Source organism: Bradyrhizobium sp. McL0616 (genome assembly GCF_049993385.1).
Lineage (GTDB): Bacteria > Pseudomonadota > Alphaproteobacteria > Rhizobiales > Xanthobacteraceae > Bradyrhizobium.
The window spans coordinates 1,991,661-2,007,673 of sequence record NZ_CP188255.1; the positions used below are offsets into that span (position 1 = coordinate 1,991,661).

Annotated in this window: 13 protein-coding genes; 5 read left to right on the top strand and 8 right to left on the bottom strand. The window is 63.0% G+C overall.

Features of this window, described 5'->3' with window-relative positions:
* Positions 1-24: 24 nt before the first annotated feature.
* Positions 25-1,830 (top strand): glycoside hydrolase family 15 protein, encoded by a 1,806-nt coding sequence (locus tag ACPPVR_RS09635; RefSeq protein ID WP_426613992.1) that lies wholly within the window; start codon positions 25-27, stop codon positions 1,828-1,830.
* Between the two features lie 4 nt (positions 1,831-1,834).
* Here the strand turns inward: ACPPVR_RS09635 and ACPPVR_RS09640 are convergent, their stop codons facing one another.
* The 6 genes from ACPPVR_RS09640 to ACPPVR_RS09665 are packed head-to-tail and all read right to left on the bottom strand — an operon-like array spanning position 1,835 to position 9,328.
* Entirely contained in the window at positions 1,835-2,647 is an 813-nt protein-coding gene (locus tag ACPPVR_RS09640; RefSeq protein WP_426613993.1) for an HAD family hydrolase, read from the bottom strand.
* Positions 2,644-3,180: a gluconokinase gene (locus ACPPVR_RS09645; RefSeq protein WP_426613994.1), complete on the bottom strand. Its 537-nt coding sequence runs from the start codon at positions 3,178-3,180 to the stop codon at positions 2,644-2,646. Before ACPPVR_RS09645 ends, ACPPVR_RS09640 begins: the two co-directional genes overlap by 4 nt.
* On the bottom strand, positions 3,167-3,916 hold the full coding sequence (gene pgl, locus ACPPVR_RS09650; RefSeq protein ID WP_426613995.1) for a 6-phosphogluconolactonase: 750 nt from the start codon (positions 3,914-3,916) through the stop codon (positions 3,167-3,169). Before pgl ends, ACPPVR_RS09645 begins: the two co-directional genes overlap by 14 nt.
* Positions 3,916-5,427 carry a glucose-6-phosphate dehydrogenase gene (gene zwf, locus ACPPVR_RS09655; RefSeq protein ID WP_426613996.1) on the bottom strand — a complete coding sequence of 504 codons (1,512 nt, stop codon included), beginning with the start codon at positions 5,425-5,427 and terminating at the stop codon, positions 3,916-3,918. Before zwf ends, pgl begins: the two co-directional genes overlap by 1 nt.
* A gap of 40 nt (positions 5,428-5,467) precedes the next feature.
* The gene (gene gnd, locus ACPPVR_RS09660) at positions 5,468-6,466 is read right to left on the bottom strand and encodes a phosphogluconate dehydrogenase (NAD(+)-dependent, decarboxylating) (RefSeq protein ID WP_426613997.1); all 999 of its coding nucleotides are present in this window, start codon (positions 6,464-6,466) and stop codon (positions 5,468-5,470) included.
* A 12-nt stretch (positions 6,467-6,478) separates the two neighbouring features.
* Positions 6,479-9,328, bottom strand: a complete 2,850-nt coding sequence (locus ACPPVR_RS09665) for a bifunctional transaldolase/phosoglucose isomerase (RefSeq protein ID WP_426613998.1) — start codon at positions 9,326-9,328, stop codon at positions 6,479-6,481.
* A 315-nt stretch (positions 9,329-9,643) separates the two neighbouring features.
* Between ACPPVR_RS09665 and ACPPVR_RS09670 the strand changes: the two genes are divergently transcribed.
* From ACPPVR_RS09670 to ACPPVR_RS09685, 4 genes are all read left to right on the top strand, one after another.
* Entirely contained in the window at positions 9,644-10,273 is a 630-nt protein-coding gene (locus tag ACPPVR_RS09670; protein ID WP_426613999.1) for a hypothetical protein, read from the top strand.
* A gap of 298 nt (positions 10,274-10,571) precedes the next feature.
* On the top strand, positions 10,572-12,515 hold the full coding sequence (locus ACPPVR_RS09675; protein ID WP_426614000.1) for a PrkA family serine protein kinase: 1,944 nt from the start codon (positions 10,572-10,574) through the stop codon (positions 12,513-12,515).
* 19 nt (positions 12,516-12,534) lie between these two features.
* The gene (locus tag ACPPVR_RS09680; protein WP_426616060.1) at positions 12,535-13,812 is read left to right on the top strand and encodes a YeaH/YhbH family protein; all 1,278 of its coding nucleotides are present in this window, start codon (positions 12,535-12,537) and stop codon (positions 13,810-13,812) included.
* Positions 13,809-15,344 carry a SpoVR family protein gene (locus ACPPVR_RS09685; RefSeq protein WP_426614001.1) on the top strand — a complete coding sequence of 512 codons (1,536 nt, stop codon included), beginning with the start codon at positions 13,809-13,811 and terminating at the stop codon, positions 15,342-15,344. The genes ACPPVR_RS09680 and ACPPVR_RS09685 overlap by 4 nt, the downstream gene beginning before the upstream one ends.
* Before the next feature lie 9 nt (positions 15,345-15,353).
* Here ACPPVR_RS09685 and ACPPVR_RS09690 read toward each other — a convergent pair whose 3' ends face one another.
* Both ACPPVR_RS09690 and ACPPVR_RS09695 read right to left on the bottom strand, forming a co-directional pair.
* Positions 15,354-15,797, bottom strand: a complete 444-nt coding sequence (locus ACPPVR_RS09690) for a DUF1801 domain-containing protein (RefSeq protein ID WP_426614002.1) — start codon at positions 15,795-15,797, stop codon at positions 15,354-15,356.
* Positions 15,794-16,006 (bottom strand): hypothetical protein, encoded by a 213-nt coding sequence (locus ACPPVR_RS09695; protein WP_426614003.1) that lies wholly within the window; start codon positions 16,004-16,006, stop codon positions 15,794-15,796. Before ACPPVR_RS09695 ends, ACPPVR_RS09690 begins: the two co-directional genes overlap by 4 nt.
* Between the last annotated feature and the right edge of the window lie 7 nt (positions 16,007-16,013).

The following is a 16,013-nucleotide window of genomic DNA, read 5'->3' on the forward strand; positions in this document are numbered from 1 at the left end:
GGGATTGCTCAGGTTCGTAAAAAATTGTCCCAGAAGATCGAAGACTACGCGCTGATCGGCGACTGCGAGACCGCAGCGTTGGTCGGGCGCGACGGCTCGATCGACTGGCTGTGCTGGCCAGCTTTCGATTCCGACGCCTGCTTTGCCGCCATCCTCGGGACCCGCAAGAACGGCCGCTGGCTGATTGCGCCGTCCGAAGAGGTCACTGGAACCTCCCGCCGCTATCTCGGCAACACCCTGATCCTGGAAACGCGGCTTGAGACCAAGAGCGGTACCGTCGCGCTGATCGACTTCATGCCGCCGCGCGGCAAGGCGTCCGATATCGTGCGGCTGGTCCGCGGCGTCAGCGGCACGGTCGCGATGCGGATGGAACTCGTCATCCGCTTCGGTTTCGGTGTCGACATTCCCTGGGTGCGTCGCTGCGAGGACGGATCGCTGCTGGCGATCGCCGGCCAGGACATGACGGTGCTGCGGACGCCGGCCAAGACCCGCGGCGAGGATTTCACGACAATTGCCGAATTCGAGGTGAAGACCGGCGAGACCATGCCGTTCGTGCTGACCTATGGCCCCTCGCATCTCGATCCGCCCAAGCCGATCGACCCGGAGATCGCGCTCCAGGAGACTGAAAAGTTCTGGAAGGAATGGTCCAGCCGCTCCACGCACGACGGCGAGTATCGCGATCTCATCATGCGCTCACTGATCACGCTGAAGGCGCTGACCTTCGGCCCGACCGGCGGCATCGTCGCCGCGCCGACGGCGTCACTGCCGGAAAAGCTTGGTGGCGCCAGGAACTGGGACTACCGCTTCTGCTGGCTGCGCGATGCCACCTTCACGCTGCTGGCGCTGATGAACTCAGGCTATACCGAGGAAGCCTCGGCCTGGCATAATTGGCTGTTGCGTGCCGCGGCCGGCTCGCCGTCGCACATGCAGATCATGTACGGCATCTGGGGCCAGCGACGACTGCTCGAATGGGAAGCGGACTGGCTCGACGGCTATGAGGGTTCGCAGCCGGTGCGTATTGGCAATGCCGCGCATGCGCAGCTCCAGCTCGACGTCTACGGCGAATTGATCGACGCCTTCCACCAGTCACGAATGGCCAAGCTGAAGCTCGACGATGAGGCGACCTGGGCACTGGAATGCGCCGTGCTCAATCATCTCGCCGAGGTCTGGGACCAACCCGATCACGGCATCTGGGAGCGGCGTGGGGAGCCCCGGCACTACGTCTTTTCCAAGGTGATGACCTGGGTCGCGTTCGACCGCGGCATCAAGAGCTCCGAGACCTTTGGCCTGAAGGCACCGCTGCTGCATTGGCGCGCGCTGCGCGAGGCCATTCACCGCGACGTCTGCAACAAGGGTTTTAACGCAACAGAGAATGCCTTTGTCGAGTCCTATGGCTCGAAGCTGCTTGATGCCAGCGTGCTGCTGCTGCCGGCCGTCGGCTTTCTGCCGGCATCCGATCCGCGCATCCGCGGCACCATCGGAGCGATCGAAAAACACCTGATGCGCGACGGATTTGTGCTGCGGCACGACCCACGCGAAGTGTCGGAAGAGCAGCAGCCGATCGAGGGCGCGTTCCTCGCCTGTACCCTCTGGCTGGCCGATGCCTGGGTGCTGTCAGGCGATCTCGACAAGGCGCAAGAGCTGTTCGACCACGTGGCCGGGCTTGCGAATGATGTCGGACTGCTGGCCGAGGAATACGATGCCGTTGCGCGCCGCCAGACCGGAAATTTCCCGCAGGCGCTAACCCACATCGCGCTGATCAATACCGCGCATAATCTCTCGACGGCGAGGGAAGCCAGCAAGAAGCCGGCAATGCAGCGGTCGAAATGACGCCTTAGCCCGCCCCGTTCCGCGTCAAGATCATCTCCATCGCCTCGGCAAAGCCGTCCTGCTCATTGGTGGCGGTGACGTTGGTCGCCTGTTCCTTGACGCTGTCCGTGGCGTTGCCCATGGCAATCGACATGCCGCTGACGCGGAACATCGCGAGGTCGTTCTGCATGTCGCCGATGGTGGCGACCGCGTCGGTCGCGATGCCGAGGCGCTTGGCCATGGCCTGCACGAAGGTGCCCTTGTCGAAGCCGGGCGGCGTGATGTCGAGATAATAGGTCTGCGAGCGCACCGCGGTCGCTTGGCTGCCGAGCGCCTCCTGCATCGCTTTTTCGCAACGCTCGAGACCGGCGGCATCGGCGCTGGCGCCGACGATCTTGCAGGCGCTCGCGAGGTATGGCGAAAAATCCGTCACGATGGTCGGATCGGACCGGATGGTATGTTGCTCATGCGCGACGTATTTGCCACTCGGATTGTCGATCAGCCATTTGTCGTATGTGAACAGCCAGATATCGGCGCCGAACTCGCGGAGGATTTGCAGCGACCGTTCGGCGGCGCTCGCGGGGATGAGATGCTGCTCGACCGGATTCATCTCGGGGTCGACGATCGAGGAGCCGTTGAACGGGCCGACCGGCAGCCAGAGCGCGAGCGGCTCGATCAGGAAGCGCATGCCGATGGCAGGGCGGCTGGAGGTGATGGTGAAGCCGAGGCCGGCCTGGTGCAGCCTCTGCACCGCGGATCTGGCGCGGTCGGTCAGGGTCTTGTCCTTGGTCAGCAGCGTGCCGTCGACATCGGAGACCACCAGTGAGATTTTCGTCATGGCTTGCTTTTCCCGCCATCGAGTTTCAACTGCCGCACGATGCCATCCACGATCGCCTCGACGGATTCGTCGATGGACGCCGTGATCACGTGCTCGTTCGGCTCGGGCGCCTCCAGCGTGTTGAACTGGCTGGTCAGGAGCCCGGGCGGCATGAAATGGCCCTTGCGGTTGGCGAGCCGGTCGGCGATCAGCTCCTGCGTCCCCTTCAGGAACACGAAACGGACGTCGTCGCGGCCGCGCAGCAGCACGTCGCGATAAGTGTGCTTCAGCGCCGAGCAGGCGATGATGACGCGCTCGCCCGCCTCGCAGACGCGCGCAATCTCGTCGGCGATGGCGTTGAGCCAGGGCCAGCGGTCCTCGTCGGTGAGCGGGTGGCCGGCCTTCATTTTCGCGACATTGCTGGCGGGGTGAAAGCTGTCGCCGTCCTCGAACCGCCAGCCGAGCCGCTTGCCGAGTAATTCCGCAACCGTGCTCTTGCCGGAACCCGACACGCCCATCACGATCAATGCACAAGGTGCTTTAACGCCCGCCACGAATTCCCTCCGGAAGCGCGGCCTGGTCGACCAGCCAGACGGTCTCACCATTCGAGCGCGCGCGTACAGCGGGCAGAGTCTCGCCATTGAAGAGGCGCGTCAAGATCGGCTGCTTGTCATGCCCCGCAATCTCGAACAGCATTTCGCGGCAGGACGCCAAAGCCGGCAAAGTGAGCGAGACCCGGGGCACGAAAGGCGCGACATTGGCCTTGGGGACGCCGACGACCCAGCGCTGCGTCTCCTCGATCGCGGGATAGCCCGGGAAGAGCGAGGCGGTGTGGCCGTCCGGCCCGGCGCCCATTAAAACCATGTCGAACAGCGGTCGCTCTGGATCAAGCAGTTCCGCGCCGTAGAAGACATGCAGCTCACGCGCATAGGCTTCGGCGCTGCGATCGGGGCTCTCGGCCGTGGTCGGAATAGGGTGGATATGTCCAGAGGGCGCGCTGCGATCGAGAAAGGTCGCACGCGCGATCGCCATGTTGTTGAGGGGATCGGTCGAAGGCACGAAGCGTTCGTCGCCGATGAACCAGTGCACGCGATCCCACGGGATCTTGGCGCAATACGCATCACTGCCGAGCAGCTCATAGAGCTTCTTCGGGCTGGAGCCACCGGTGAGGCAGATCGCGATGCGGCCGGGATTGGCCGTGATCCGCGCCATCACCCGCTCGGCCGCGGCGTGCGCCAGGGCCTCGGCATCGGCGACGACGATTGGCCTCGGCTGGTCGGCCGCGGCCATCACGTAAACTTCCGCCAGCTTCGCCCGTCACGCTTCAGCAACTCATCGGCGCAGGCCGGGCCGTCGCTGCCGGCGGTGTAGGTCTCGATGCCATTGGTGCCGGCCTGCTTCCAGGCATCCAGGAACGGCTGTACCGCCTGCCATCCGGCCTCGATGCCGTCGGCGCGCTGGAACAGGATGTTGTCGCCGATCATGCAGTCATAGATCAGCGTCTCGTAGCCGGTTGAGGGATCGGCCCTGAAGTAATCGCCATAGCGGAATTTCATCTCGACGCCGTCGATGGTGATGCTCGGCCCCGGGATCTTGGCGTTGAACTGCAGCTCGATGGTCTCGGTCGGCGCGATGCCGATGGTGAGAAAGTTCTGCGAGAGACGGTCGACCGCCGTGCCCGAGAACATCGACAGCGGCGCCTGCTTGAACTTGATTGCGACTTCCGTTCGTTTATGGCCCAGCGCCTTGCCGGTGCGCAGATAGAAGGGCACGCCGGCCCAGCGCCAATTGTCGATCATCAGCTTGAGCGCGACGAAGGTCTCGGTGGTGCTGCCGGGCTTGACGTCCTCGGTCTTGCGATAGTCCGTGATCTCGTCGTCGCCGATGCGGCCGGCGAGATATTGCGCGCGAACCGAATTCTTCAGCGCCTCTTCCCGGGTCGGCTCCTGGATCGACGTCAGCACGTCGGCCTTTTCGGAGCGCACGGAATGCGCATCGAACCGTGCCGGCGGCTCCATCGCGACCAGCGACATCAACTGGAACAGATGGTTCGGCACCATGTCGCGCAGTGCGCCGGTGGCATCGTAGAAGCCGCCGCGATGGCCGACGCCGAGCTTCTCCTCCACGGTGATCTGGATGTGATCGATATGGTTGCGATTCCAGATCGGCTCGAACATGCCGTTGGCAAAGCGCAGCACCAGGATGTTCTGCACCGTCTCCTTGCCGAGATAATGATCGATCCGGTAGATCTGGTGCTCGTCCATGATCTTCAAGAGCTCGGCATTCAGCGCCTTGGCTGACGCGAGATCGGTGCCGAACGGCTTTTCGATTACGAGCCGACGCCAGGCGCCGTTCTCCTTCATCATTCCGGTGCGGCCGAGCTCCCGCGCGGTCGGTGCGAACGCGGCGGGCGGGGTCGCGAGATAGAACAGTCGGTTGCCGCCGGTGTCCTGTGCGCATTCCAGCGAATCCAGATGCGCGCGCAAGCGGTCGAAGGAGGTGGGATCCTTCGGATCGGCCTCGACGAAGGTCACGCATTCCAGCAGCTTCCGGGCGATGTCGTCGTCCACGGGACGGGTTGCGAACTCGCGCAGCCCCTTCAACAGGCTGTCGCGCAGCTCGTCATCCGACTGGCGGTTGCGGGCCACGCCGACGACGCAGAATTTCTCCGGCAACAGGTGCTCGGCGGCGAGATTGTAGAGCGACGGCATCACCAGCCGATGGGTGAGGTCACCGGTCGCGCCAAAGATGACGAAGGCGCAATTTTCGGGCTTGCGCTTGGCCTGCGGGTCTTTTGTCACGAATGATCGGCCTTCGCTCTGTTACTTGTTACTTCAGCTTTTATTTGGGTTTCGAAGCGCCCGGCTGCTTCGGCTCCTTGTGGCCGCCGAAACCCGCACGCATCGCGGAGAGAATTTTTTCGGCGAAGGTGTGTTCCCGGCGGGAACGGAAACGTGCGTAGAGCGCCGCGGTCAGGACTTCGGCGGGCACGGCTTCGTCGATCGCCGCATTCACGGTCCAGCGTCCTTCGCCGGAATCCTCCACGAAGCCGGAATATTCGGAGAGCGTCGGGTTATCGGCGAGCGCGGTCGAGGTGAGGTCGAGCAGCCAGGACGGGATCACGCTGCCGCGCCGCCAGACTTCGGCGATGTCGGGGAGATTGAAATCGAAACGATGATCCGCCGGCAGTGCATCGATATTGGCATTCTTGAGGATGTCGAAACCTTCGGCATAGGCCTGCATCAGCCCGTATTCGATGCCGTTGTGGATCATCTTGACGAAATGGCCGGCGCCGACCGGGCCTGCATGGATATAGCCCTGCTCGATGCGGGGATCGCGCCCGTCACGTCCCTCGGTGCGCGGAATGTCGCCTGCGCCGGGTGCGAGCGCGGCGAAGATCGGATCGAGCCGATCGACCACCTGCTTCTCGCCGCCGATCATCATGCAATAGCCGCGGTCGAGACCCCACACGCCGCCGGACGTGCCGACGTCGACATAATGGATGCCGCGCTCCTTGAGCGCCTTGCCGCGGCGGACGTCGTCCTGCCAGAAGGTGTTGCCGCCGTCGATGATGACGTCGCCTTCCTGCATCACGCCTGCGATCGTGTCGATGGTCGCTTCCGTGATGCGCCCCGCAGGCAGCATCACCCAGGCCGTGCGCGGCCGCTCCAGTTTCGCGATGAACTCTTCCAGCGTCGCGGAGCCCACAGCCCCGTCTGCAGCCAGGCCGCCGACGGCCTTGGCGTCCTTGTCATAGACCACGGTCGAATGGCCGTGGCGCATCAGCCGGCGAACGATGTTGCCGCCCATCCGGCCGAGGCCGATCATGCCGAGTTGCATTGAGGTATTCCCCTAGTTCAGTGCGTTCGTGAGCGCGGCGTTGAGGGCCGCGAGGCCTTTCTTGAGCGGACCCTTCAGGTGCACCCGAAGCGCGCGCCGGCCGCGCTCGGTGAGCACGTCGAAATCGCCGCGGGCTTGCGCCGCCTTGATCACACCAAAGCTTGCCTTCTGTCCCGGCACCGGAAGATCCTTGGCATCATCAGCAGTGATCTGGAGGAATACGCCGCTGTCGGGCCCGCCTTTGTAGGCCTGCCCGGTGGAGTGCAGGAAGCGCGGGCCGAACTCCGCGCAAGTCGCGACGTGACGCTTCTCGCGCACTTCGAGCCGCATCGCCTGGAGCGCATCGATGGTGGCCTTGTCGCGCGCGATGTAGCCGAGCAGGGCGACATAGTCGCCATGGTTGGAGCGCGACAGATGCGCCTTCAGCCAGGAGGCGAGGTCGCCATTGGCGCCGGCGGCGCGGAGTGCCGCGGCGTTAGTCGCGTCGGTATAGAGATCGACGTCCGCGGTGCTGACCACCGGCTGTTCGGCCGGCAATGCGCCGGTCTTCTCATACGCTGTCGTCAGCTCGCGGGTCTTGATCTTGGCCGCTTCCACGTCCGGCTGGTCGAACGGGTTGATGCCGAGGATGCTGCCTGCCACGGCGGTCGCCATCTCGAAGCGAAAGAATTCCTGGCCGAGATGGTCGATCGATTTCATCACGATGCGCACGACGGGATGACCGGCCGCTTCGATCGCGGCAAGCTTCGAGTCATGGGCGGCATCCGCTTCGCCCTCGGTGCGGATATCGATGAAGAAGCGGTCGTTGCCGTAAAGCGAGGGTTCGCCGAGCGGCTCACCGGCGATCGGGATCAGGCCCTTGCCTTCCTTGCCGGTCGATTCCGCGATGAGCTGTTCGGCCCAGGCGCCGAAATCGGCGATCTTGTTCGACGACAGGATCGTCACCTTGTCGCGGCCTTCGAGGCCGGCAAGGCCCATCGCAAGCCCAAGCTGCACGCCCGGATTTTCCTGCGGCGGCACGTCCGGTCCGCAGGAGCGGGCCATCGAGAGCGCGTGCTTGATCAGCGTCTTGACATCGATGCCCGCGGTTGCCGCCGGCACCAGGCCGAACGGCGACAGCACGGAATAGCGTCCGCCGATCGAGGGTTCGCCGTGGAAGATGCGCGCATAACTCAGCTTCTTGGCGGCCTTCTCCAGCGACGAGCCGGGATCGGTCACCGCGATGAAGCGATAGCCGGTCTTGACCTTCGGGCCGACCGCCTGCGTGACGCGTTCATGGAAATAATCCTTCATCGCGTTCGGCTCGGTGGTGCCGCCGGATTTGCTCGACACGATGAAGACGGTGTTGGCGATGTCGATCTTGGCCTCCATCGCCCGCACCTGTGCAGGATCGGTGGAATCCAGCACATGCAGCTTCGGGAAGCCCGGCTTACGCGCAAAAGTCTCCGCCAGCACCTCCGGCCCGAGGCTCGATCCGCCCATTCCGAGCACGACGGCGTCGGAGAATTTCTGGCCCTTCACGCGGTTGGCATAGTCCTCATAGTCGGCGAGGTCGGCCTTCGCCGCGCTGTCGAGCCAGCCGAGCCATTTGTCCTCATCGGTGCCGGTCCAGACCGATTTGTCGCGCTGCCACAGCCTGCGGATCTTTGCGGACGCGCGCCATTCCTCGGTGCTCTTGGCCACCGCCTTGCCGAGCCCGTCGCCCAGCGAGAGAAGCTGGCGGTCGATCGCCGGTCCGAGCACGGTGGCGCGCTTGTGCGCGACCGCGCCATAGAGCTTGTCGGCGGCATCCGCAAACTGCTTGACGCCGTCCTTGACCAGCTCCTCGGTGATCGCGTTGAGCGAGACACCGGAGCGCTCCAGCTCTTCCAGCACGCGATAGGCGTCGTCGACATTCTCCTCAAGGCTGTCGCGCGGCTTGCCGTGGTCGCGGAACGCATCGAGCGTCGCCGGCGGTACGGTGTTGACGGTGTCGGGGCCGATTAGCTCCTCGACATAGAGGACATCACTGTAGTCCTTGTTCTTGGTGCCGGTGGAAGCCCACAGCATGCGCTGCGGCTTGGCGCCCTTGGCGGCGAGCTTGTCCCAGCGCGGGCCCGAGAACAGCCGCTTGTAATCCTGATAGGCGACCTTGGCGTTGGCGATCGCGACCTTGCCCTTCAGCGCGGCAAGCCGTTCCTTCTCACTGGGGTCGTTGGCGCGGGCGATCTTCTCGTCGAGCTGCTTGTCGACCACGGAATCAATGCGGCTGACGAAGAAGCTCGCTACGCTCGCGACATGCGACGGATCACCGCCGCCCGCGACATATTTTTCCAGGCCGGCGAGGTAGGCCTCGGCGACCTCGAGATAAACCGCCTTCGCGAACAACAGCGTGATGTTGATGCTGATGCCGTCGCCGATCAGCGTTTCGACCGCCGGCAGGCCCTCCGGCGTCGCCGGCACCTTCACCATCAGGTTCTTGCGATTGACGTCCTTCCAGAGCCGCCGCGCCTCGGCGACCGTGCCGGCGGTGTCCATCGCCAGATAGGGCGAAACTTCCAGGCTGACATAGCCGTCATGACCCCCAAGCTTGTCATAGACCGGGCGGAGCACGTCGGCGGCGTTCTGGATGTCCTCGATTGCGACGGCTTCGAACAGATCGGCCACGGTCCGGTCGCCGCGCTTGAGCGCCTTGCCGATCGGGGCGTCGTATTCGTCCGAGCTGCCGATCGCCTTCTCGAAGATCGAGGGATTGGAGGTGACGCCCTTGACGCCGTCGGTGTCGATCAGCCGCTTCAAGTCGCCCTTGGCGATGAAGCCGCGGGCCAGGAAGTCCAGCCAGACGGCTTGTCCGTGCTTTTCCAGTTCTTTGACGGGATTCATGATGCTTATTTATCTCCAAGCCTGCGGGCGAGGGGTTTCCGCGCCGGTCCTGACGCGCTATCCTGTAGCTTACATGCTCCCGGGAGGGAACCAATCAAGGGCATTGGCGTCATACTCTCAGTGTAACTCCGCTGCGGTCATAGCGATCCAGGCGGCAGTGGTGGATTTGCGTAATTAAAATCATTGGCCGGGACGGTTCGGCCGAGGTCTTGTTGCGTAATTTTGACCTGTCGCGTCACGGAGTGTCGTCAGGGGATTCCGATCCGCCTGATGCATCATTGGCTCGGTCGCGAATGGCCATGCTTGGGGGAAAGCATGCACGCACATCCTGATCGCGTCGCACTCGCCGTCGCAGACGATTCGCAATCGGCCGCTTCGGCCGTATGCATCGATGCAACCCACGATCTCGAAATCGGTCAATGCGCCACGCGCCTGCGGCTGCTGGTCGCGGCTGGCTTCGCGATGACCCTGCTCAGCGCAAGCCTTGCCTTTCATTGGTGGCATGGCCTTGCCGATTATGATGTGGCGATGGGCTATGTCGGCGTCGCGGTGTTTGGCCCGGTCACCTGCTGGCTGATCTGGATGCTGCCGGCCGAACGGGGCCCGGTGGTGATGGTCACGACCTACGGCATCCGCGATCTCCGCGTCGGCAATGAATTTCTGCTGTGGGACTCGATTGCGGATGTTTCGGTTGAGGAATGCCGCGGACACAAGGCGATTGTGCTGACGCCGATTCCGGCCTTGCAGCGCCAGCTTTCCTGCATCCGCGCCGCCTCGCGCGGCGCGCAAACCGATCGCATCCTCATTCAGTCCGACGGGCTGGCGACGGATTTTGGCACATTGCTGCGGGCCTGCCGCGACTGCCACGCTGCCAGCGATTCACGCACCGCATTGCGGCGAGACCGCGATCAGGTCGCGCAAAGCCAGGCCGCACAAGCGTCATAAAGCTGCCGCCGGCCGGCTTCTATGCTGCGCTGCCGGATGACCGAACCCCGGTAACGCCCGGATGTTGCGGCGAGGCGACATTTGCTGGAAATTAGCAAATACAGGTATAGATTCGCATAAATAACAGGCAGGTGCCTGTTCGTAACTCACCCGATGCCTACGTTGTGCGTTGCGTGGTGAAGGCCTGCGGGTGTCGAATGATCGTCATGTGCTCACGCTGATTCGAGAGTGGCGCTAAGGAACGGTCCGGTCGCTGCTTTAGTTCAGTCGTGTAGCGGAACTCACGCGGAGAGGGATCATGTACAACGATTCTCTATTCAACGCTTTCGCTAAGTCGTTCGAGGCGAGAAGCCAGCACGACATGTCGATGGCGGAATACCTGGAATCGTGTCGAAGCGATCCCATGAAATACGCCAACGCGGCCGAACGATTACTAGCGGCGATCGGCGAGCCCCAGACGATTGACACGGCCAAGGACCCACGCCTTGGCCGTATTTTTTTGAACCGCACGATCCGCACCTATCCGGCCTTCGCCGGCTTCTACGGCATGGAAGAGACCATCGAGCGCATCGTCGGTTTCTTCCGTCACGCCGCGCAAGGCCTCGAAGAGCGCAAGCAGATCCTCTATCTGCTCGGCCCGGTCGGCGGCGGCAAATCCTCGCTCGCCGAGCGGCTGAAGTCGCTGATGGAAGTGCATCCGATCTACGTGCTCAAGGCCGGTGATGAACTCTCGCCCGTGTTCGAGAGTCCGCTCAGCCTGTTCGATCCCGATCAGCTCGGGCCGATGCTGGAAGAGAAGTACGGCATTCCGCGCCGGCGCCTCACCGGCCTGATGAGCCCGTGGTGCTACAAGCGGCTGGAAGCCTTCGGCGGTGATATCTCGCAATTCCGCGTCGCCAAGATTCAGCCGTCGCGGCTGCGCCAGATCGGGATCGCCAAGACCGAGCCCGGCGACGAGAACAACCAGGACATCTCCTCGCTGGTCGGCAAGGTCGATATCCGCAAGCTCGAGACTTACGCGCAGAACGATCCCGACGCCTACAGCTATTCCGGCGGTCTCAACCGCGCCAATCAGGGCGTGCTCGAGTTCGTCGAGATGTTCAAGGCGCCGATCAAGATGCTGCACCCGCTGCTCACAGCGACGCAGGAGGGCAACTACATCGGCACCGAGAATATCGGCGCGATCCCGTTCACCGGCGTCATCCTCGCGCACTCCAACGAGGCGGAGTGGTCGAGCTTCAAGGCCAACAAGAACAACGAAGCCTTCATCGACCGCATCTGCGTGATCAAGGTGCCCTATGTCCTGCGGTTCACCGAGGAGCAGAAAATCTACGAGAAGCTGATCCAGGGCTCCGAGCTCGCCTCTGCGCCCTGCGCGCCGGCGACGCTGGAGACGATGGCCCGGTTCTCGGTGATGTCGCGCCTGCGCAAGCACGAGAATTCCACGGTGTTCGCCAAGATGCGGGTCTATGACGGCGAAAGCCTGAAGGAATCCGATCCGAAGGCGCGCAGCGTGCAGGAATATCGCGATGCCGCCGGCGTCGACGAGGGCATGGACGGCGTCTCCACCCGCTTTGCCTTCAAGATCCTGGCTGCGACCTTCAATCATGATCCGCAGGAGGTCGCCGCCGACGCCGTGCATCTGATGTACGCGCTGGAGCAGTCGATCAAGCGCGAGCAGCTGCCTGAGGAAGTCGAGAAGCGCTACCTCGAATTCATCAAGGCGGATCTTGCGCCGCGCTATGCCGAGTTCATCGGAAACGAGATCCAGAAGGCTTATCTCGAATCCTACTCGGATTACGGCCAGAACCTGTTCGACCGTTACGTCGACTATGCCGATGCCTGGATCGAGGACCAGGACTTCAAGGATGCCGATACCGGCCAGCTGCTTGATCGCGAACTGTTGAACCAGGAACTGACCAAAATCGAGAAGCCGGCGGGCATCGCCAACCCGAAGGATTTCCGCAACGAGGTGGTCAAATTCTCGTTACGGTCGCGCGCCCAGAACGGCGGCAAGAATCCGACCTGGATCTCCTACGAGAAGATTCGCGATGTGATCGAAAAGCGGATATTCTCTCAGGTCGAGGACCTGCTTCCGGTCATCTCGTTCGGGTCGAAGAAAGACGGCGAGACGGAGAAGAAGCACGGCGAGTTCGTCGCACGCATGGTGGAGCGCGGCTACACCGAGCGTCAGGTTCGCCGACTGGTCGAATGGTACATGCGCGTGAAGCAAGCCGGTTGAGACGGATGAGAAAGTGGCCATTCACATTATTGACAGGCGCCTGAATCCAGGCGGCAAGAGTCTTGAGAACCGGCAGCGGTTCTTGCGTCGGGCCAAATCCCTGGTGCAGAGCGCCGTCAAGAAGACCTCGCAGGAACGCGACATCAAGGATGTCCTGGAGGGTGGTGAGGTCACCATACCGCTCGACGGCATGCACGAGCCGCGGTTCCGCCGTGAAGGCGGAACGCGCGACATGGTGCTGCCGGGGAACAAGAAGTTCATCGAGGGCGACTACCTCCAGCGCTCCGGCCAGGGCAGCGCCAAGGATTCCGGCCCGGGCGAGGGCGACAGCGAGGACGCCTTCCGCTTCGTGCTCAGCCGCGACGAATTCGTCGATCTTTTCCTCGACGATCTCGAACTGCCCGATCTCGCCAAGCGCAAGATCGCGCAGAGCGAGAGCGAGGGCATCCAGCGCGCCGGCTACACCACCTCGGGCTCGCCCTCCAATATCTCGGTGAGCCGGACTGTACGGCGCGCGCTGGCGCGCCGTATCGCGCTCAAGCGTCCCAGCAAGGACGAGATCGAAGAGCTGGAAGCTGCGATCGCCGCATGCACGGATGAGGATGAGCGTTTGGTGCTTGTCGCCCAGCTCGAAAAGCTGAAGGCGAAATTCAAGCGGATTCCCTTCATCGATCCGCTCGACATCCGCTATCGCCGCTTCGAGACGGTGCCCAAGCCCGTCGCACAGGCGGTGATGTTCTGCCTGATGGACGTCTCCGGTTCGATGTCCGAGCACATGAAGGATCTCGCCAAACGCTTCTACATGCTGCTCTACGTGTTCCTGAAGCGCCGCTACAAGCATGTCGAGATCGTCTTCATCCGCCACACCGACCGCGCCGAGGAGGTGGACGAGCAGACCTTCTTCTACGGCCCGGCGTCCGGCGGCACGCTGGTCTCCAGCGCGCTCCAGGCGATGTACGAGATCGTGCGCGAGCGCTTCAATCCGTCGGACTGGAATATCTATGCCGCGCAAGCCTCCGACGGCGACAATTCCTATTCCGACGGTGAGCTCACCGGCATGCTGCTGACCGACAAGATCCTGCCGGCCTGCCAGTTCTTTGCCTATCTCGAGGTCGGGGAGTCCGGCGGCAGCGCCTTCGATCTCTCCGATTCCTCGCTCTGGACCCTCTATGAGCGCCTGCGCAACAGCGGCGCACCGCTCTCGATGCGCAAGGTCAGCGAGCGCAGCGAGATCTTCCCGGTGTTCCACGACCTGTTCCAGCGCCGCGAAGCCACCCAGGAGAAAGCCGCCCCATGACGGAACGCTTGTTCGAAGGCGCCGATTGGGATTTCCACACCTTGCAGCGCATTACGGACGCCTGCGAGGAGGTGGCGACGAACGATCTCGGCCTCGACGTCTATCCGAACCAGATCGAGGTCATCACCGCTGAGCAGATGCTGGATGCCTATTCGTCCGTCGGCATGCCGCTGTTCTACAAGCACTGGTCGTTCGGCAAGCACTTTGCCTATCACGAGGCGTCCTATCGCAAGGGCCTGATGGGGCTCGCCTATGAGATCGTGATCAACTCCTCGCCCTGCATCTCTTATCTCATGGAGGAAAACACGGCGACGATGCAGACGCTGGTGATCGCGCACGCCGCCTTCGGCCACAATCACTTCTTCAAGAACAACTATCTGTTCAAGCAGTGGACCGATGCCGACGGCATTCTGGATTATCTCGACTTCGCCAAGAAGTATGTGATGAGTTGCGAGGATCGCTACGGCCGCATCGAGGTCGAGCGCACGCTCGATGCCGCGCATGCACTGATGTCACACGGCATCGACCGCTATCCCGGCAAGAAGAAGCTGGATTTGCGCGAGGAAGAGAAGCGCGCCGGCCGTCGCCGCCAGCACGAGGAGGAGGTCTTCAACGATCTCTGGCGCACCGTGCCCAAGGGCGCCTCGAAGACCCGGTCCGCGATCTCGCTCGAGCGCCGGCGCAAGCTGCTCGGCCTGCCGCAGGAGAACCTGCTCTATTTCCTGGAGAAGAGCGCGCCGCGGCTGGCGCCCTGGCAGCGCGAGCTTCTGCGCATCGTCCGCCACATCGCGCAATATTTCTATCCGCAGAGCCAGACCAAGGTGATGAACGAGGGGACGGCGACCTACGTCCACTATCGCATCATGACCAAGCTGCACCAGCAAGGCCGCATCACCGACGGCAACTTCCTCGAATTCCTGCAATCGCACACCAATGTGGTGTTCCAGCCCGAATTCGACGATCAGCGCTTCTCCGGCTTCAACCCCTATGCGCTGGGCTTCGCCATGATGCAGGACATCGAGCGCATCGTCACCAGTCCGTCGGACGAGGACCGCGAATGGTTCCCTGACATCGCCGGCAAGAACGACGTGATGGGCGTGCTGCGCGACGTCTGGGCCAATTACCGCGACGAGAGCTTCATCGCTCAGTTCCTGAGCCCGAAGCTGATGCGGCAGCTCCGCATGTTCCACCTGCACGACGATCCCGAGGAGCGCGCCGGCATAAGGGTCGATGCCATCCACGACGAACGCGGCTTCCGCCGCGTCCGGCGCGAGCTGGCACGCCAGCATGATGTCGGCTACATCGACGCCAATATCGAGGTGGTCGACGTCGATCTGTCCGGTGACCGCCGGCTGATCCTGCATCACCGCGTCATCAAGGGCTCGCAGCTGAACGAGACCGATGCCAAGCGGGTGCTCCAGCATCTCGCCGATCTCTGGACCTATGACGTGGCGCTGATCGAGGTCGACGCCAACGACAAGGTGCTGCGCGAATACGTCGTGAGCCCGCGGCCGATCACCGCGGCGGCCTGACGCCGCGGTCTAGGCCGAAGCCTTGGCCGGCTTCTTCTTTGCCTTGGACGTGTTCAGGGCTATGGCCGCCCGGATGAGCGCCTTCAGCGCCTTTTCGTTGATCTTCGCGCCCTCGGGAAAATCAATCGCGCGCCGCACATTTCCCTCGAGGCTCGAATTGAACAGGCCCGCCGGGTCATCGAGCGCAGCGCCCTTGGCAAATGTCATCTTCACCACCGCCTTGTAGGTCTCGCCGGTGCAGATGATGCCGTCGTGCTCCCACACGGGAACGCCGCGCCACTTCCACGTCTCGACGATTTCAGGATCGGCCTCCTTGATCAGGCCGCGGATCCGCTTGAGCATTTCGCCGCGCCAGTCGCCGAGCTCCTTGATCCGGCCGTCGATCAGCTTCGAAGCTGAAACGCTGTCCGTGTCCTTTGCTGCGCTCTTCTTCACCGCCACGGCCTTCTTCATGATCTCGCCTCGCTTGATGCGCCGCTGCGCCGGCCGACATAGGGCAGCGCGAACAGATAGAGCCCGGTCGAGAGCAGCGGGATCAGCGGAACGAAGGCGAGCAGCCCGATCCATGTGGCTTGAAGCTGCATGGTCAGAGCAACGATGTTGGCGACGACGGCGATCGTGAAGGCGATGGACAGCCAGCGATGGATCTGCCGAATCCACATGTTCGAA